This window comes from Grimontia celer, assembly GCF_900055185.1.
GTDB lineage: Bacteria > Pseudomonadota > Gammaproteobacteria > Enterobacterales > Vibrionaceae > Enterovibrio > Enterovibrio celer.
Genome location: NZ_FIZX01000002.1, coordinates 688,877 through 708,108, shown reverse-complemented (window position 1 = coordinate 708,108; position 19,232 = coordinate 688,877). Strand labels below are relative to the sequence as shown.

General features: G+C 48.4%; 12 protein-coding genes. 7 read left to right on the top strand and 5 right to left on the bottom strand.

Annotation, left to right across the window (positions count from 1 at the left end; translation table 11 throughout):
- Positions 1-12: 12 nt before the first annotated feature.
- Complete coding sequence (locus tag GCE9029_RS13370; protein ID WP_002538662.1) at positions 13-474, bottom strand: TetR/AcrR family transcriptional regulator; 462 nt, start codon at positions 472-474, stop codon at positions 13-15.
- Positions 475-933: 459 nt separating this feature from the next.
- Between GCE9029_RS13370 and GCE9029_RS13365 the strand changes: the two genes are divergently transcribed.
- Complete coding sequence (locus tag GCE9029_RS13365) at positions 934-2,580, top strand: AMP-binding protein (RefSeq protein WP_062663734.1); 1,647 nt, start codon at positions 934-936, stop codon at positions 2,578-2,580.
- Between the two features lie 214 nt (positions 2,581-2,794).
- The gene (locus tag GCE9029_RS13360) at positions 2,795-3,085 is read left to right on the top strand and encodes a DUF406 family protein (protein ID WP_062663733.1); all 291 of its coding nucleotides are present in this window, start codon (positions 2,795-2,797) and stop codon (positions 3,083-3,085) included.
- A 62-nt stretch (positions 3,086-3,147) separates the two neighbouring features.
- Here GCE9029_RS13360 and GCE9029_RS13355 read toward each other — a convergent pair whose 3' ends face one another.
- A complete protein-coding gene (locus GCE9029_RS13355; RefSeq protein WP_062663732.1) occupies positions 3,148-7,203 on the bottom strand; it encodes a response regulator in 4,056 nt (1,351 codons plus the stop codon).
- Between the two features lie 231 nt (positions 7,204-7,434).
- Between GCE9029_RS13355 and GCE9029_RS13350 the strand changes: the two genes are divergently transcribed.
- A complete protein-coding gene (locus GCE9029_RS13350; RefSeq protein WP_197475364.1) occupies positions 7,435-8,319 on the top strand; it encodes a DMT family transporter in 885 nt (294 codons plus the stop codon).
- A 28-nt stretch (positions 8,320-8,347) separates the two neighbouring features.
- Here GCE9029_RS13350 and GCE9029_RS13345 read toward each other — a convergent pair whose 3' ends face one another.
- The 3 genes from GCE9029_RS13345 to GCE9029_RS13330 all read right to left on the bottom strand — a co-directional run bounded on the left by GCE9029_RS13345 (position 8,348) and on the right by GCE9029_RS13330 (position 11,156).
- Positions 8,348-8,956, bottom strand: a complete 609-nt coding sequence (locus GCE9029_RS13345; protein ID WP_062663731.1) for a DNA-J related domain-containing protein — start codon at positions 8,954-8,956, stop codon at positions 8,348-8,350.
- Positions 8,957-9,328: 372 nt separating this feature from the next.
- The gene (gcvT, locus tag GCE9029_RS13335) at positions 9,329-10,447 is read right to left on the bottom strand and encodes a glycine cleavage system aminomethyltransferase GcvT (RefSeq protein ID WP_062663729.1); all 1,119 of its coding nucleotides are present in this window, start codon (positions 10,445-10,447) and stop codon (positions 9,329-9,331) included.
- Positions 10,448-10,523: 76 nt separating this feature from the next.
- A complete protein-coding gene (locus GCE9029_RS13330; protein WP_062663728.1) occupies positions 10,524-11,156 on the bottom strand; it encodes a helix-turn-helix domain-containing protein in 633 nt (210 codons plus the stop codon).
- Between the two features lie 617 nt (positions 11,157-11,773).
- Here GCE9029_RS13330 and GCE9029_RS13325 point away from each other — a divergent pair.
- The 4 genes from GCE9029_RS13325 (at position 11,774) to GCE9029_RS13310 (ending at position 19,153) form a co-directional block, all read left to right on the top strand.
- On the top strand, positions 11,774-13,174 hold the full coding sequence (locus tag GCE9029_RS13325) for an L-serine ammonia-lyase (protein ID WP_062663727.1): 1,401 nt from the start codon (positions 11,774-11,776) through the stop codon (positions 13,172-13,174).
- Between the two features lie 115 nt (positions 13,175-13,289).
- Positions 13,290-13,667: a glycine cleavage system protein GcvH gene (gcvH, locus tag GCE9029_RS13320; RefSeq protein ID WP_062663726.1), complete on the top strand. Its 378-nt coding sequence runs from the start codon at positions 13,290-13,292 to the stop codon at positions 13,665-13,667.
- Positions 13,668-13,682: 15 nt separating this feature from the next.
- A complete protein-coding gene (gene gcvP, locus GCE9029_RS13315; RefSeq protein ID WP_062663725.1) occupies positions 13,683-16,547 on the top strand; it encodes an aminomethyl-transferring glycine dehydrogenase in 2,865 nt (954 codons plus the stop codon).
- A gap of 380 nt (positions 16,548-16,927) precedes the next feature.
- Positions 16,928-19,153, top strand: a complete 2,226-nt coding sequence (locus GCE9029_RS13310; RefSeq protein WP_062663724.1) for a methyl-accepting chemotaxis protein — start codon at positions 16,928-16,930, stop codon at positions 19,151-19,153.
- The last annotated feature ends 79 nt before the right edge of the window (positions 19,154-19,232 follow it).

Here is a 19,232-nt window from a genome sequence, read left to right as displayed (position 1 = left end):
ATGGAATATTGGCTAGGCCATGGTAAGCAGGGATTTGCCCAGCAGCCACTCCAGATCTTTCTCGAATTCTTCGCCGTAACGATTGCAGCATACATCATGTAATTTTCTGCTCGCGTGGCTGGTAAACTCAACAGCGTTTTCCGACGAAACTGTATGTAGAAAAAAGAGGCGGAGAACAGCAATGAAGCGATTGTCTGAGCGAAGTGCAGTCAGCCAACTTTCTATAAAAGAACGCTTGTCGCCTTCAAGATCCAGCCTGTCAATCAGAATACCCAACAGCCTATCATCAAGGCGCGTGATGAAATCCGTTTTCTTTGGGAAGTGATGGCTGATTCCTGTCCTTGAAATCCCCGTTTGCTGACTTAGCGTGGTGTAAGACATCTTGTCGTACCCCAAGGTAACCAGTTGATCGACCACTGCATCCAGAATTAACCTGATGGTTACTTCTGTATCTTCTTTGCTTCTCTTTGGCATAGTTTTATCCCTGTTTTTTGGCTTCCGTAAGCTTTAACAATCAAGACATCACTACTACCGCTGTTAACGCTATTGTTGGTATGTATTTCACGTATGTAGAGCTTGATTATGTTGAAAGTAAAAAGGGTTTACCGACTACCGACCCTTAACGTAACAGTCTTAAAGATAGTACACAGGTGTAAAATGTGAGCCAATTAAGCGTAAAAAAAATGAGAAGCGTGAAGAGTGCTGCATAAGGTGGACCAACAAGTGTTATCAGGGTGTAACACGCTGAAACGCAAATGCTATTCTTGTCAGTAAATCTGCAACGCTCAGTGTTACAGCGTTACATGCATCAAAATTTGAACAAGCGTTTGAATGAATAGCTTGACCAGCGTCTATCAAGACACCTAATTTAACAAGCTAGTAACATACAATTAAAAATAAACTCTTTTCCCTACTGTTATACGGGGTCCTTTTATGGCTCAACAAAAACCATATCTACAAATGCTGCGCTGGGCTGAAGAACGCCCTAACGAAATCTTCCTGAGACAGATCATTAACCGCAAGTTTAACGATTTCACATACTCCGATGTCGTAGACCAAGCGTTACGTATCGTCACTGCACTGCGCGGTATGGGTCTCGAGCCAGGAGACCGTGTTGCTCTCATCTCTAAAAACTGCGCTGAATGGTTCACCGCTGACCTTGCCATGATGCTCGGCAGCTATATCAGCGTGCCGATTTTCCCGACCGCGGGTTCTGAAACTATTTCTCACGTGCTTGACCACAGTGAATCGAAGGCTCTGTTCGTTGGTAAGCTCGACGACACTCAAGCCCTGAAAGAATCTTTAGTAGAGCGTTCAGACATCCCAACCATTGCCTTCCCTTATCCAACCATTAATTGCGGTTACGACTGGAAAGACTTGGTGGCGCAAAACGACCGCGCAGACGTGAAGCCCGATCATCAAGACGATGAGCTGATGTCTATCGTTTATACCTCTGGTACCTCTGGACTGCCAAAAGGTGCAATGTTGACTTATGGTGCGCATGCTTGGTCCGCACAGCAGTTGATTAACCACATTGGTATGCGTGAAGGCGAGCGTTTGTTCTCATACCTGCCACTGGCGCACATCACAGAGCGCGTATACATCATGGCAACAGCAATGAATGCTGGTATTTGTACCGCCTTCCCAGAGTCTCTCGATACCTTTATCGAAGACGTGAAGATGCATCGCCCTACTCTGTTCATTTCTGTACCTCGTTTGTGGACGCTGTTCCAACAACGCATTCAAGAGAAACTGCCGGACAGCAAACTCAACATACTCCTTAAACTGCCGATCATTTCTGGCCTGATTAAGAAGAAAGTGGCAACCAACCTTGGTTTGGATCAGGCTCGCGTCTTGGGGTGTGGTTCTGCACCTGTTTCAGCAGCGTTGCTTCGCTGGTATGAAAAGCTGGGACTAAACATTACCGAAGCCTGGGGTATGACGGAGTCCTACGCGTATAGCACCCTTAACTACCCATTCCGCAGTGACAAAATTGGCTCTGTGGGTAACGCAGGTCCCGGTGTAGAAATCAAAATTGCAGAAGACGAAGAAATTCTTGTTCGCAGCCAAGGCTTGTTCACCGGCTACTACAAAAATCCTGAAGCCTCAGCGGAAACCATCGTGGACGGTTGGCTGCACACTGGTGATATTGGCTTCTTAGATAATGAAGGCTTTCTTACCATTCAAGGCCGTAAGAATGACACCTTTAAAACAGCAAAAGGTAAATTTGTCGCGCCTGTGCCTATCGAGAAACGCTTGTTCGAGCTGAGCAACATCGAAATGATGTGTCTTGTGGGCTCTGGTATGCCTGGCCCTGTGCTGCTCGCGTTACCTCATCACTTCCCAGACTTTGACCGCGAGCGCTATGAGCGACGCGTGAAGCATGTGATTGAAACCATCAATGGCGAATTGGAATCACACGCAAAAATCCGTGGTGTATTGATGATCAAAGAACCTTGGAGCATCGAGAATGGATTGCTGACACCAACCCTCAAAATCCGTCGTCATTTGCTCGAGAAAAAGTATCACGATATTGGTGCAACCTGGCCATCAGGCACACTGGTTCAGTGGGAAGAATAATACCCTTGGACAAAACGAAAAGCGTGGGTTTCGCCCCACGCTTTTTTTTGTTTTCGTCTTTTGAAATTGAACAAGTAATCTAAGCTAGCTTGATTAAAATTCTTTGTTAAAAGCCCTACTTTTTGCACGCCTAAATGTAGTAATATTACTTAAATTCCAACATACAGACGCCTTAGGACGTTTCCAAAGCGCGCTGCTATTGAGAGAGAAAGCGATGAGCCAAGAAGAATACCAAGTATGCGATGCATGCGGTGTAACAGCGGAAATGGGCTTTGTTATCGGTGAAGGTGATGAAGTTGCAGAAGTAGAGATCTTCGCAGAAGATAAAGCGACTGCTGTTGCTGAATTTCAACGTTATCTGGATCTGGCAAAGCAAGTAAACGAAAAGGTTATCCATGACCTCAACGAAAATGCCGAGCTTTCATTGAGTCCACTCACAGTAAAATTGAAGTTCGAATGCAGTGCTGAAAAGCTGATTTTCGAACTGCGCAGTCGCTCACTGTAAATCGCGTTCAAAAAAGCCGCGTCCACACGCGGCTTTTTCTTTCCTGCAATTCGCTCAGCAAATCAGAATAATTCAGGTGTTTCATCTACCTCATCGACACCCAGCGATTCAATCACCGCTTCTAGCTTGCTTGCCGCGGCCTCGTATTCAAACTTACGAATCGCATCTTCTACACCCGAAAGATCCACATCCATGCTCTTCGAGTTCTCTTTGATACCTGTGATGAAATCGACAGCCTGCGTATCAAAATTATTCAGCAGGATTTTTAGCTGTTCAAGTTCAATACGGAACTCTCTCGGTGTGTACCCTGCAAACGCCTGTACCTCGTCTGCTTTCTCTTTTTCCGGCTCTGCACCTGGAATGTAAGTATGGATCTCCTGCAGGCATTGCTCGATTTTATCCACCAGTGAGGCTTCCATCTTGAGATCAGAACCCGCTTGGTCTTCCAAATTACCCGCCAACACTGCTAGACCTTTAGCAGAGACATTTGCCGCAGCACCTTTAAGGGAGTGCGCAAACAGTTCCACGTCTTCCCGTTCATCGTTCGCGAGCTGCTCACGGATTTTGTCTATCACAGCAAGCTTGGTTTCCGTGAATGCCGTGATGACTTTCCAGTATGCTTCTACATTACCGCCGATCCGGTTTATGCCCTCTTTTGCATCAAGTACCAAGGGATCAATATCGTCCAGATCAGGAATCGAAGGCTCGTCATCTTTCTTGCCATTCAGTGCAACGGAAGATTTCACCGCTTCTTTTGAAGCCGATGTCCAACGCTGAATCGCACTGATCAACTCTTCCACATCAATGGGTTTGGAAACGTGGTCATTCATCCCCGCTTCCTTACATTGTTTGACGTCTCGTTCCATGGCATTCGCGGTCATGGCAACAATGGGCAAGCTGGAAAGAGATTCAATTTCACGGATCTTGCGGGTCGCCGTTAAGCCATCCATAACAGGCATTTGCATATCCATCAGCACAATATCGAAGTCCTGATCCTGTGCCATATCCAACGCAATCTGGCCGTTATCAGCCACCTCGATGGTCGGATTAAATTGCTCCAAAATACCTTTCGCCACTTCCTGGTTAATCATGTTGTCTTCTACCAGCAAGATTTTCAGCCCGGTAAAGTCGACTTCTTCGCTCTGCTCTTTTTCAGCTTCGCGGCAATTCGCCAGTTTCATTTCTTCTCTGCCGAAGGCTTCCATCAGCGCATCAAACAACGAAGAGGGGTTGATCGGCTTCACTAAAGACGCATCAAAAACTTTCTGCACTTCTTCATTGATCAGCCCAGAGTCCTCGCCATAGGCACTGGCAAGGATAACCTTCGGCATCTTGTTCAGAGGCTTGTCGCGAATTTGCAGGGTGGCTTCATCACCATTAATGCCCGGCATTTTCCAATCCATGACAACCACATCAAAGCCGTCGTGGCTATTATCTGCGGACTCCACTTCGTAAACCGCTTCTTCACCATTCGAAACCGCCGCCACTCGCAGGTCAAGGTTATCGAGCAGCGCATACATGATGTCGCGTGAGGCTTGGTTGTCGTCGACCACCAGAACACGTTTATCATGCAGGATTGTGGAACGCGCCACCTGTTCTTTGATACTCGACTCGCTGCGACCACAACGGATAGTGAAAGAGAAAGTAGAGCCTTTGCCCGGCTCACTTTCCACCCAGATCCGGCCACCCATGAGCTCAACAAAGCTCTTGGAGATGGTGAGACCCAAGCCTGTACCGCCGTATTTTCGGGTAATGGAACCATCAGCTTGTGAGAAAGACTGGAACAGACGGCCAAGCTGCTCTTCGTTCATACCGATACCGGTATCCTGAATATCAAACTGAACTTCGATAATCTCGTTTGCGTCGCTAACTTTGCGGGCACGAATGATAATTTCGCCCGTTTCGGTGAACTTCACTGAGTTACCGGTCAAGTTGATGATGATTTGCCCCAAACGAAGTGGATCACCGACAAGGTCATCAGGAAGGTCAGGGTCGATATCGAAGATAAGCTCCAGATCTTTCTCTTTCGCTTTCACCGATATGATATTGCTGATGTTGTCCAATACTTCACTAAATCGGAATTCAATGTGTTCGACGGTCAGCTTACCCGCTTCAATTTTCGAGAAGTCCAGAATGTCATTGATGATACCAAGCAGTGATTTACCTGCTTTCTCAATGTTGCCGACATAGTTACGCTGCTTATCGTTTAAGTCGGTCAGCAAAGCCAGGTGAGACATACCGAGAATCGCGTTCATTGGTGTACGGATCTCATGGCTCATGTTGGCAAGGAACTCGCCTTTCGCCTTACTCGCTTCTGTGGCCTGATCTTTCGCTGCAATCAGGTCAGATTCGAGGCGTTTCTGCGTCGTAACATCAACGAACAAGCCTACAATACCGAGAGGATCTCCATCACCGCCGTAGTAGGTCGCTTCATACACAGTAAGAATTCGCACATCGCCGCTCGCATTGGCCAGCTCAATGTCATAAACGGTCGAGCCCGGGTTATCGAGCAGTTCTCTTTCCTTCTCGGTAAACATGGTGGCAACGTCACTGGCAAACAATTCCTGCGGCGATTTGTCGACGACATCCACATAGAAAAGGCCGAGGAAATCAGTAAACGCATCATTAACGCCAATGTAAGTGCCTTCGGTATCGCGGAAATAGGTTGGGTTCGGAATCGCATTGATGATTTGCTGATTGAGTTTGAGCTGCTCAGAGACGCGCTGTTCTGCTTCCATTTGAAGCTCAGCATTGAGCGTGAGCTGAATGCCCACCGCCAAGTCTTCCTGAACCTCATTGAGCCAGTCGATTTCCTTGTCAGAGAGCAATCTCACCGAACCTAACTCAAGTACACCCACCATCTCGTTGTTCACAATCAGTGGAATGAAATACATCTCACTCAGGGAAAGTCTGCCAACAGGCAAGGTGAGCGCGAACTGATCTTTATCGTTGCGTATTCTCAGTACTTCTTTGGTAACGAGAATGGTGCGGTGGAAAGAGACCGTTTCTTTTTGCATCTGTTCAGATTGCTCGTCGACACCAACCCCCCCAACAAGGCTCATGTTGTCCCCACGAACAACATAGAGCGCCACATACGGCAGTTCCAAGCGCTGGGAGAAGAAGTTCGCGACCTGAAATCCAAGTTCACCCATGCCAGAACAACCACGAATCAAATCAGAAAACGCTTTAACCTGACGGCTGAACTCGAAGCGTTCTGCAATTTCACGTAATACTTCGTTTTGCGCGTAGGCGAGATCCTTCAATTCGCCTTGTTTGTTCACATCCAGCTTGAACTCAAACTCTTTGTTGCGAACTTTGTTGACGATAGTACTGCGAATATTGTCGAGTGGTTTGAGGAATCGATACCAAAGCAGAGTCGTCGTTGTCAGTACAGCTATAAGCAGCATAAAGGCCATGGTAATGGTAATTCCATCCATGTTTGCGCGTTGCTGCTTGAGCGCGTTTAATTCTTCCGTTGTCTTCTTATCAATCGCATCGTAGAACGCCCCAATAGGACCCATGATTTTGCTTTTGGCATGAATATAGTCCGGACCAAACAGCATCTGCTGCGCAAGCTCGGGGTCTGGAATTACCCTTTCAATACCGCGGGCTGTGCGCTTTCGCCCCTGGATCAAATCCATGGCAGTTTGCTCAATGCCAATCAAGTCTTGTGAGCGGGAAAGCGCCTGAGTCAGAAAAGACATATGGGATTCACTGATCCCGGCATCACGTAAACGGCTCAACAATGAGGGATGATCTGGGCGGATAGGGATTTCAGGCTGAACCACTTCTTTATCGGGGTCAGACATCTGCGCCCAGTAGTCAAAGTTGTAACCGCTTGGCAACGGTAGTTGACCGTCACGGACCGCTTTCACCTGCTCAAACAGGTAGCGCCACCGGTTGTTCGTGGTCACCGCATAGTTGCGAGCAAACTGGGTCAGGAGATCAGAACTTTGTTTTAATTCAATCGCCAGTCGATATTGCTGATAACGCTGCTCATAAATGGTGTTGATTTGGTTCGTTAACGTATCAGACCGCAAATGCGCAAGGATGATTGCTACGCCGAGAAACAGGATTAATCCCATCAACGCGAAAAAGATGTGGCGTATAGATCTCATTTTGTCTCCAAATTCTCTTTATGGTGACACTCTTATCAAATAAGAGTAGACCCCACTTGCTGCTTGATAAAGTGAGAGGGGACAAAACCTGTTTGCACTTATTGACTTAACTAAGAATAAATGGGCTACTGTCATCGAATGAAAATTAAACAAAGTGTTTCTGTTACCAACCAGCCCCTAGGGGCTGGTTTGCCTGTTAGGAATTGGGCTTAAAAACAAGGAGAAACCGGCGTGACACCGATTTTCAAAGGCACGACAGCCATGTTGGTGGGGATCACGATCCTCAGTGTTGATGCGCTGCTCATTCGGTTGATTGAGGCCTCCGGTTGGACATTGTTGTTCTGGCGTGGACTGCTGTCTGCCCTCATCATTGCTACTTTTATGATGGCGACCCGTCCTTCCCAGACACTTTCAGCACTTAAAAAGCCTTCGAAAGCGCTGTTGATAGGCTCGTTTGCATTCTCCATTTCGACGGTTTGCTTTGTTCTTTCCATCGACCATACACAGGTCGCCAGCACCCTTATTATCATCAACATCAGCCCGCTGATATCTGCCCTGCTAGCTTTTCTCATTCTCAAAGAGAGGGTTGATAGTCGAACCCTCATCGCCATCGTGGCGGCAATGGTTGGCGTCGGTTTCGTTTTCTACGGAAAGGCGATGCCCACGGCGTCCTTTGGTAATTTGATGGCGCTGATAACAGCTTTTATGCTGGCAACTTACTTTGTGATTTTGAGGAAAAGTAAAAGTGCTAATGCCCCGCTTTATCTGGTTCTTGGTGGGCTTTGTACTTCAATGATCTCACTGTTTGCTGGTGCAGAGCCTTTTTCACTGACTCTCCAGGAGTGGAAATACACCTTGCTGCTTTGTGGCGTCGTGGTGCCTATTTCGTTTGTTCTGATTTCAATCGGGCCTAAATACCTTCCTGCAGCACACGCAAATTTGTTCATGCTCCTTGAAGCGATTCTTGGGCCATTGTTTGTTTGGGCCGTATTGGGAGAAGTTCCAAGTAACAATGTGCTGATTGGTGGTGGGATTGTACTGTTGACCTTGGTGGTGTTTACGCTGTCTGCAGCCAAAAAACATCACGCATTAAACAAAAAACCCAGCTCGGTATAAGCTGGGTTCTATAAATATCCGCTTTCTATCATAAGCGCAGACTCTGCCAAGCTTCACACATGGTGCGGAATGTGGCGGCATCCCCTTCGGGTCTGTCTGGGTGCCATTTAAGGGCCATCTTGCGCCATTGGCGTCGAATTTCTGAATCCGAAGCATTCTCAGCCAACCCTAGAGCTGCCAGCGCATTTCGACGCTCAACGGTCGTTTCACTGCAGTGACCCACATGCTGCTGATAGCGTTTCCAAAATGAACTCAATAGTTCGCGAACGTCTTCCGTTTGCGCATCATAGTTATTCCAATCCATGTAGTAGCCGCGAAGAGGGTCGTCGGTGTTCACTTCATGTTGAACAAAACCCGTTCCCGCGCCTCGCCACATGAGGCGGATGTCCATCGACTCTACTTGTAGCCATTGCTGGGGCAGCAGCATTTCCTGCAATTGGTAGAGCGCGTTCATGATAAGAAAATTACGCTTGAACAAGTCCAGTTGAGGGTCATCATCAAGATGGTCCATGATGGTATTTTTCTGTAGCTCAGCCATCAAATAGTGCACTTTCCAGCTTTGGTTTGACGCTTCCAGTACACTCAAAATCGGCCAGATCAGAGGGTTATCAATATCATCCCGTTGTTCCGCAAGCATACAACTCTTTCTCCTATCGACCTCATGTCGTACATATAAGACATTAATCCATAATCCCGTGAATCGCCTGCTTTATTGACGCTTTCTGCACGAATTCACAGACGCTTGCTTTCCACACCCAGAAATTTACATTCTTACTGATAGAAAGCTCACTTAAACAGAGAGCATAAGTGATGCCAGTTTTGAGACGAAAAGTTAAATAATCCGACACGAATTTCGGTCTATTCTCCAGCCTACTGACAAATAAAAGAAAAAGGCCGATGACAAGCACCGACCTTTCTTAAGCTGCTCACATTGCTGAATTTTTACCATCACCAATGCGGTTTGCCGCTTTCTCAGAATGCAAACATTTTCTTGATATTTTTCAGCCAATTAGCCGCGGTAGTAACGCTGTGGCACAAACGGCATTTTTTCGACAGTCATCGGCAACTTCTTACCGCGCACTTCCGCAAAGACTTCTGTTCCGATAGCTGCATTCACAGTAGAAACGTAACCCATGGCAACAGGTTGGCCTTTGGTTGGACCAAATGTGCCACTGGTCACAATACCAATCTCGTTGTCGTCTGCATCAAACAATACTGCACCTTCACGCACTGGCGCCTTGCTTGAACCCAGCAGGCCAACACGCTTGCGGGAAACGTCTTTTGTTGCGATTTGATCAAGGATGATGTCTGCGCCCGGGAAACCGCCTGCACGCTCGCCATCTGCACGACGTGGTTTACTGATTGCCCAAAGCAGACTGCCTTCTACTGGCGTTGTAGTGGTATCAATGTCATGCCCATACAGACAAAGGCCACACTCAAGGCGCAATGAATCGCGAGCGCCCAGACCAATCCACTCGACTTCTTCTTTCAGCAGCAGTCGACGTGCAAACTCCTCAGCTTTGTCTTCAGGAACAGAGATTTCGTAGCCGTCTTCACCGGTATAGCCAGAACGGCTGACCAGACATTCAATGCCTGCCAGATCCATTTTCGCGGCATCCATGAACACCATGTCAGCAACCGCTGGGTTCAGCGTCGCCAGCACAGCAGCAGCTTCAGGGCCTTGCAGTGCCAGCAGAGCGCGGTCTTCGATAACCTCAAGCTCAACATCTGCCGGAATGTTTGCACGCAGGTGTGCAATGTCTTGCTCTTTACATGCGGCATTAACAACCACAAACAGGTGGTCGCCAAAGTTAGTGACCATCAGGTCATCCATCAGGCCGCCCTGCTCGTTCGTAAACAATGCATAGCGCTGCTTGCCTTCTGGCAGATCGATAATGTCTACCGGTACCAGAGCTTCCAGTGCTTTCGCTGCGTTCTCACCGTGTAGGCGCAATTGGCCCATGTGAGAAACATCAAACAGGCCCGCGTGTTCACGGCAATGAATATGTTCTTTACGCACACCCAGCGCGTATTGCACTGGCATATCATAACCAGCGAATGGAACCATTTTCGCGCCCATTTCGATGTGAAGGGCGTGCAGTGGGGTTTTAAGTAGATCCTGAGACATGTTTCACTCCATGATCACGGCGCTTGCCGACTTGCTAAATAATCATCCGCGGTATCTGCGGGGATAAAATCCAATCTTAAGATGCCGTAACCCATAGGATCTGGGCATCTTCTTCACTGAGCGAGGTGAGCATATGCCCCATCGCAGCATCGTAATACACGCTGTCGCCCTCATTCAGTTCAATCGCTTCGTAGAACTCAGAGTAGAAGGCAATGCTGCCTTCCAGCACTAAAAGAAATTCTTCACCATCGTGGCGAATCCATTCGTCATACTCTTCAAACGAACGAGCACGCACCCGGGACTTGAAAGGAAACATCTTTTTGTTGGTGAGCTGGGTCGCCAACAGTTCATGTTCATAAGTGCCCGTCGGTCTCGATTTCCCTTCTCCCGCACGGGTAATGTCACGACGGCCTGTCGCCTGACGTGATTTTGGCGGAGCGAATAACTGTGGGATGTCGATCTTCAATCCAACTGCCAGCTTTTGCATCGCCTGAAACGTCGGGGAAATCTGTTCATTTTCAATTTTTGAAAGTGTGGAGCGCGCAAGCCCGGTTAGCTTACTGGCTTCCTCCAGCGTCAAACCGCTTTTGGTTCGGATCTCTTTCAGCCGTTCACCCAAACGCAGCGGCGAAATAGGCGCATCCGCCTGCACACTGGCTCGTTCAACGGTTACTGACGGATACACGTCCTGTGCATCTGACTCTGACATAGTTCGATTCTCACCTTGCAATTACTGGGTTCAGTCCATAGGGGCTGTTCTAGTGGCCGCCATTCTTACACAGACAACGCTGCGACCAACACGAACAAGTTAACACTTTTAACAAAAAGTTTCCTATTGGAAACTTGAGTGAATCTTCACCACTCACCAAGACGTATGATAGTTGGGTTTCTTTCCATCCGTCCAACTACTGACTTTTTCACAAAAATCCACCCTAAAATCCAACTTATCCCAAGCCATTGATATTAAATGAATTGATCGTTGGGCAAGGATTTAGCGTTTGCAATGTTGCGTGTAAAAGAGTAAAAAAGCAAACGTTTGCGCAAGGTAAGTATTTTAAGAAAGTCTGATATTGAGCAAATTGTCAGAACTGTTCGCGAGATCACATCAAGAGTTTCCTATAGGAAATTTTGTTTTGCAGGGCGCAAACACGTTTTGTATGTTACGCAAATGTTGAAGTTCAAATAACAATAAAACGCCACGCTTGCTATACCCAAAGTAATAAGCACTTCAACGTGACAACTGGGCAAGCGATGACGGGATAGTCATCAACCGGCACCCAAGCCAGAACGGTGGTGCGTAACCTACAAAAGGCAAGGAGACGTGCAATGAGTCATAGCATGTTTGACCTGTTTAAGATTGGCGTTGGGCCATCCAGCTCCCACACAGTGGGTCCCATGGTCGCCAGCGCAAGATTTGCTGCAGAATTGCGCGATAAAGAGATACTCCACAATGTGGAAACAGTGACAGTCGAGCTGTATGGCTCTCTGGCACTGACTGGGAAAGGTCACGCCACGGATGTGGCATGTGTGATGGGCTTGATGGGCGAATGGCCTGATAGCGTCAATCCAGACGATATCCCAACCATGACCAACATGGTGAAAGGCAGCAAAGAACTGCCACTAGACGGACACCGCTTTGTTCCTTTTGACTGGGACACTGATCTGGTCTTCCACTTCGACAAGGTACTGCCAGAGCATCCAAACGGAATGACACTGACAGCGAAGGGAGACAACGAAGAAGTATTGCTTTGTTGCACCTACTTCTCAGTTGGAGGCGGTTTCGTCGTAGAAAAAGGTGAAACTGATGCCCTTGCATCAGATTTTACGCCACCGTTTCCTTTTAACAGCGCGGTGGAACTGCTCGAACATTGTGGAAAGCAAGAAAAGAGCATCGCCGACATCATGTTTGCCAACGAGCTTGCCCGTGCCAAAGCACAGGACAAAAAGGCATCCATGAAAACGGTCAACGAACAGATTGATGCTATCTGGCACGTGATGAACGCCTGTATTGAGCGTGGCATCGAGCAAGATGGTGTATTGCCCGGAGGGCTCGCTCTGAAGCGTCGGGCAAAAAAGCTACACGATTGCATTATCAAGAAAGACTTGGACGGCCTGCCCCTCGACACCAATGATTGGGTCAACATGTTCGCCATGGCCGTTAACGAAGAAAATGCAGCGGGTGGCCGCGTAGTAACAGCGCCGACAAACGGAGCGGCAGGCGTGATTCCTGCTGTGCTGGCTTACTACAACAAATTTGTGTCACCCAACAATGTGGAAGGCATAAGAACCTTTCTTGCAGCCGCAGCAGCGATTGGTTCTTTGTACAAGACCAATGCATCTATATCCGCAGCAGAGGTTGGTTGCCAGGGAGAAATCGGCGTCGCTTGTTCGATGGCAGCTGGCGGTTTAGCCGCCGCCATGGGTGCGACCTCGGCACAAATAGAAAATGCTGCGGAAATCGGAATGGAACACAACCTGGGACTGACGTGCGACCCTATTAACGGTCTGGTTCAGGTTCCCTGCATAGAAAGAAATACCATGGGTGCAGTGAAGGCAATTAATGCCACCAGACTCGCACTTAATGGCGATGGAGAGCACCACGTTTCGCTCGATAGCGTGATTAAAACCATGCACGAAACAGGACTCGACATGATGAGCAAGTACAAGGAAACGTCCCAAGGCGGACTGGCAACCAACGCAATCGCCATCAACGTTGTTGCCTGTTAATAGAGCACTTGCCAGACAGGAATACTAGACGGGTTCGGAGCAGCCCCCGGCCCGTAAAATTTTTATGCTGCAAGTAGCAGCGACGATTTAACTCGTTTCACACGGAGAAGTAAAAATGGATGCAACCCTGAAATTTGCTGAGAGCCACGAGTGGGTAAAAGACAATGGCGACGGTACTGTGACAGTAGGTATCTCTGATCACGCACAACAACTGTTGGGTGACGTGGTATTCGTTGACCTGCCAGAAATTGGCACCGAAGTTGAAGTCGGCGAAGGCTTTTCACTCGTAGAATCTGTAAAAGCAGCATCAGACATTTACGGCCCGGTAAACGGTGAAGTGGTTGAAGTTAACGAAGATCTGGAAGACAGCCCAGAACTGGTTAACGAAGCACCATTTGAAGGCGGATGGATTGCGAAAATCAAGCTGGCTGACGACAGCAACCTTGATCATCTGATGAACGCTGAAGCTTATCAGGCAACTATCGAAGACTAATTCAGGACGAAGGTCATGACAGAATCACGCTTACTTGATCAACTGCAGGCTGACAACGAGTTTGTCACCCGTCATAACGGCCCGCGCGAATCCGACCAGCAAGCGATGCTGAACACAGTGAATGCCACCAGCCTTGAGCATCTCATTGAAGAAACTGTGCCAGCAGCTATTCGCCTGCCACAACCTATGGATCTTGATGCGCCACTGAGTGAAGTGGCTATGCTAAGCAAGCTAAAGGCTATTGCGAGCAAAAACGTCATCAAGCGCAGCTTTATCGGTCAGGGTTACTACGGCACCTACACGCCAAATCCAATTCTCCGTAACGTGTTGGAAAACCCAGGTTGGTACACAGCGTACACGCCATACCAGCCAGAGATCTCACAGGGTCGCCTTGAATCGCTGCTGAACTTCCAGCAAATGGTGATGGACCTGACAGGCATGGAGCTGGCTAATGCTTCCCTGCTTGACGAAGCAACGGCTGCCGCCGAAGCCATGACGCTATGTAAGCGCGGTGGTAAGAGTAAGAGCAACACTTTCTTTGTGGCAGACGACGTTCACCCGCAAACACTGGACGTGATCAACACGCGCGCAGGCTTTATGGGCTTTGATGTAGTGGTGGATGCAGCAGATAACCTGCCGCAGCACGATGTGTTCGGCGCACTGCTCCAATATCCTGGCACGACGGGTCAGGTTCGCGATCTGACAGACCTTATTGCCGCGGCACAAGCCAACAAAACGCTGGTAACGGTAGCTGCTGACCTGCTGTCCCTCACCTTGCTGAAAGCACCGGGTGAAATGGGTGCAGATGTCGTTATTGGTTCTGCACAACGCTTTGGCGTGCCTATGGGCTTCGGTGGTCCACACGCTGCATTCATGGCAACACGTGACAAACTGAAGCGTACTATGCCTGGCCGTGTGATTGGTGTGTCTATCGACTCGAAAGGCAACCAAGCACTTCGCATGGCGATGCAGACCCGTGAGCAGCATATTCGCCGCGAGAAAGCGACCTCGAACATCTGTACTGCACAGGCACTGCTGGCAAATATGGCTGCCTTCTATGCGGTATACCACGGTCCAGAAGGCCTGAAGAAAATCGGTCGTCGCGTACATCACCTGACGGCATTGGCAGCAGCAGCGTTTAACCACGCTGGGATCGCGCTGGCATTCCACGATTTCTTTGACACCATCACGCTGAACACCGGTGATCAAACCGACGCGCTTTTCCAAAAAGCGCAGGATGCTGGCTTCAACCTTCGCAAACTGGATGGACAGTTGGGCGTGAGTTTCGATGAAACCACCACGCTGGAAGAAGTCACCGCACTGGTAGCTGCACTGACGGACGAAACAGACGTGGCGCAATATGCCTCTTCTGTAGAAGCGGACGAGTATGCGGCAATTCCGGAATCATGCCGACGCACCAGCGATTACCTGACGCACCCTGTGTTCAACACTCACCAGAGTGAAACCCAGTTGATGCGTTACATGAAGAAGCTGGAAAACAAAGACTTCTCCCTGACGCACGGCATGATCCCGCTCGGCAGCTGTACCATGAAGCTAAATGCCGCCGCAGAGATGATCCCAGTGACCTGGCCTGAATTTGGTGCCCTGCACCCGTTTGTTCCCGCTGACCAAGCACTGGGTTATGGCGAGTTGGCGGAATCACTGAACAAGATGCTGTGCGAAATCACTGGCTACGATGCAATGTCCCTGCAGCCTAACTCAGGCGCACAGGGCGAGTATGCGGGTCTGATTGCGATTCAGCGCTACCACGAAAGCCGTGGCGAAGCTCACCGTAATGTCTGTTTGATCCCAAGTTCTGCACACGGCACCAACCCAGCATCTGCAGCCATGGTTTCTATGAAAGTCGTAGTTGTAGGTTGTGATGACAACGGCAACATCGATGTTGACGATCTGAAAGCGAAAATCGAGAAACACCGCAACGATCTGTCTTGCATCATGATCACCTACCCTTCTACGCATGGTGTATACGAAGAAGCGGTTCAGGAAGTGTGCGAACTGGTTCATGAAGCGGGCGGTCAGGTTTATCTCGATGGTGCAAACATGAATGCTCAGGTTGGTCTCACCAGCCCAGGTTTCATTGGTTCAGACGTTTCCCACTTGAACCTGCACAAGACTTTCTGTATCCCACACGGTGGTGGTGGTCCAGGTATGGGTCCTATCGGTGTGAAATCACACCTAGCACCATTCCTACCGGGTCACGTGGTTGAAGGTACTAATTACGCAGTTTCTGCTGCGCAGATCGGTAGCGCTTCTATCCTGCCAATTTCATGGGCATACGTTGCCATGATGGGTGAGCAAGGCCTGACGGAAGCGACTAAGGTTGCCATCCTGAGTGCAAACTATGTGATGGAGCGCCTGCGTCCTTACTACCCGGTTCTGTACCGCGGTACTCACGGTCGCATTGCGCACGAATGTATTATCGACATTCGTCCAATCAAAGATGCGTCTGGCATCTCTGAGGAAGATATTGCGAAGCGTCTGATGGACTATGGTTTCCACGCGCCAACGATGTCCTTCCCGGTTGCAGGCACACTGATGATTGAGCCAACAGAAAGTGAAGACAAAGCTGAGCTAGACCGCTTCTGTGATGCGATGATCGCTATTCGCGAAGAGATCGCTAAAGTGCAGGATGGCGAATGGCCACTGGAGAACAATCCGCTGGTTAACGCACCACACACACAGAATGACCTCATGGCTGCCGATTGGGAGCGCCCTTACAGCCGTGAGTTGGCTTGCTTCCCAAGCGCACAATCGAAAGATGCGAAGTACTGGCCGACAGCTAACCGTGTCGACAATGTTTACGGTGACCGCAACCTGATTTGCTCTTGCCCGAGCATTGAAAGCTACATGGAAGACTGATCGTCAAAAGATTGTCCTAACCAGTAAAGCGAGCCAAATGGCTCGCTTTTTCTTTTCAAATTTTCCGCGCAAGGTGAAATTGTATTTATTGAACAAGGTTCACGCGCTTGAAAATTTTCATTGGCTGTCTAGAAATGCAACCAGTTGAAAAACAGTCAATTAGTAGAAATCACCTATTCTAAGACCAAAATTAACCATTCAAAAATGGTGTCTTTTGTCGACATATTTATATGGATCACAAGGCATATCCGTGATGATAATCACTATCATTTAGTGGAAGATAATAATTCCTAACACTATTTTCATTTCATAGAGCACACTTTCTCGTTATTGATACAGAGTTGAATAACAAATAAATAACATTGGCTAGGGGGCGGATAATGAAGCTGAAACAGAAAATGTTGTTAATCCTTTTAGGCATAGGGCTAATACCCGCAGCCATTGTGTCTGCGTTTTCTTTGCAAATGGCGAGTGCATCCCTCGAAGAGCAAACATTCAGTCAGCTCGAAGCGCTCCGCGAAGTGAAGAAGGATGCGGTCAAGAGATACTTTGACAGCGCAGCAGCACAGCTGACAACAACCGCATCGTCAGCATCTCTTGCTAACAGTGCTAAAGGCATGATTGATGCGTATCGAACCGTACCCACAGAAATTGATGCGAGTGAAATATCTGAACAACAGCTTATCGCTTACTATCAAAAAAAACTTATCGCGCCTACGCAGAAAAAATACGACTTTAAGTTAACTGTCGATGCATCTTCTTTGGTTGAACAACTCAGTACGTCAGCTAAATACCTTCAATATGCCTATCTCGTCGATAATGAAAACGACAACAAAGCCGTCATGTCGACCAGTCACTTTGGCCTGCGCTATGACTTCCACCACAACGCGATTCACGATTACCTTGCTTCTACCAAAGAGAAATTCGGTTACTACGACATTTTCCTGATCGATATCGAAGGCGGAAATGTGGTGTATTCCGTGAGCAAAGAAACAGACTTTGCAACTTCACTCAAACGTGGACCTTTTTCAGAAAGTGGTTTAGCAGAAGCCTATCGGCAGGCGCTAACCGCCAAGAAAGGTCAGGTTGCCTTCATCGACTTTGCCAAATATCTGCCATCTTTCAATGAGCCAGCTGGATTCATTGCTACGCCGATATTCGACAAAGGCGAGGCCGTCGCCATTCTCGCCTACCAATTTCCGATAGATCGTCTCAATGCCATAATGGGTGAGCGCGCAGGTTTAGGTGAAACAGGAGAAACCTATCTCGTTGGCAGCGATAACCTGATGCGCTCAGACTCTTACCTTGATCCAGTTAACCACTCGGTCATAGCCTCCTTCTCAAACCCCGTGAAAGGCGCAGTGAAGACCCAGGCCGTCACTCAGGCTTTGAATGGTATTTCAGCGGTTCAGACCATCATGGATTACAACGGCAATCCCGTTTTGTCTGCATATTCTCCCATCTCCATTCTTGGTGCCGAATGGGCAATTTTGGCAGAAATAGACGTTGCTGAAGCTTTTGCTTCTGTCTCTACACTTCGCAATTCCGTGCTGATAACTATTTCTATCGCATTAGCCATCATCGCTGGTGTTGCAGTCTATTTCGCCAACGCTATTACCCGACCGCTGGGTGGTGAGCCCAAAGAAATGCAGAAGATCGCAGATACTATTTCGAAAGGCGATCTGACGTTGAGTTTTGCGATTGATGATTCCAGCAGCGGCGTTTACCGCTCAATGTATGATATGACCAACAACCTAAAAGCTCTGACGGGAAGCGTTGTTAAAGCAACCGAGCAACAATCCTCAGCGTCTTACCAGCTATCACAGAGCACCCGCGATACCCTGCAGAATATCGAGCGCCAGAACAGCAGTACCCTTCAGGTTGCTACTGCCATGGAAGAAATGACCATGACAGCAAACGAAATTTCCAACAATACATCTGAAACGGCTCGGGCTGCCACTGAAGCGCAAGAGTTAATTAAACAGAGTAATCAGGTTGTCAGTGATGCATCCAACCGTATGATGACCTTAGTGTCTGACCTGAAACAGGCTAAAGACAAAACCAACATGTTGGCTAAAAGTGCTGATGACATTTCAGGTATCCTGGTCACTATCGGCCAAATTGCCGAACAAACCAATTTGCTGGCACTCAATGCCGCGATTGAAGCCGCCCGTGCTGGCGATCAAGGGAGAGGTTTTGCTGTGGTTGCAGATGAGGTCAGAAGTTTGGCGCAAAGCTCTCAGAATGCCACTGAAGAAATTGCCAGCCTTATTAACTCACTGCAAAAGGTTTCTGACGAAACCCGCAAAGCCATGGAAACTGGCGCACAGAATGCAGAACAAGTGGCCAACCAGGCATTGGAAAGCACTGAGCGATTAGAATGCGCCGTTGCGTCAGTGGAACGCATTGCCGATATGACAATTCAGATGGCGAGTGCCTCGGAACAGCAATCAACAGTCGCCGTCGACATCAACAAGAATTTAGTCGACATCAATTCCATGTCCCAGAACACAGCCTCTGCGATGCATCAAATCACAGAGGCAAGCACTGAACTGACGAAACTGGCCAAAACACTGGAACATCACACCAGCCAGTTTTCTATCTAAATCCCTCTGGGCTTTCCCCTCAAAAGCCACTTGCGAGCAAGTGGCTTTTGCTATTTCCAAACATGCTGATGATAGTCGC

Coding starts and splice junctions, on each gene's coding strand:
- GCE9029_RS13370 (WP_002538662.1), bottom strand. CDS start 474: ATGCCAAAGAGAAGCAAAGAAGATACAGAAGTAACCATCAGGTTAATT.
- GCE9029_RS13365 (WP_062663734.1), top strand. CDS start 934: ATGGCTCAACAAAAACCATATCTACAAATGCTGCGCTGGGCTGAAGAA.
- GCE9029_RS13360 (WP_062663733.1), top strand. CDS start 2,795: ATGAGCCAAGAAGAATACCAAGTATGCGATGCATGCGGTGTAACAGCG.
- GCE9029_RS13355 (WP_062663732.1), bottom strand. CDS start 7,203: ATGAGATCTATACGCCACATCTTTTTCGCGTTGATGGGATTAATCCTG.
- GCE9029_RS13345 (WP_062663731.1), bottom strand. CDS start 8,956: ATGCTTGCGGAACAACGGGATGATATTGATAACCCTCTGATCTGGCCG.
- gcvT (WP_062663729.1), bottom strand. CDS start 10,447: ATGTCTCAGGATCTACTTAAAACCCCACTGCACGCCCTTCACATCGAA.
- GCE9029_RS13330 (WP_062663728.1), bottom strand. CDS start 11,156: ATGTCAGAGTCAGATGCACAGGACGTGTATCCGTCAGTAACCGTTGAA.
- GCE9029_RS13325 (WP_062663727.1), top strand. CDS start 11,774: ATGAGTCATAGCATGTTTGACCTGTTTAAGATTGGCGTTGGGCCATCC.
- gcvH (WP_062663726.1), top strand. CDS start 13,290: ATGGATGCAACCCTGAAATTTGCTGAGAGCCACGAGTGGGTAAAAGAC.
- gcvP (WP_062663725.1), top strand. CDS start 13,683: ATGACAGAATCACGCTTACTTGATCAACTGCAGGCTGACAACGAGTTT.
- GCE9029_RS13310 (WP_062663724.1), top strand. CDS start 16,928: ATGAAGCTGAAACAGAAAATGTTGTTAATCCTTTTAGGCATAGGGCTA.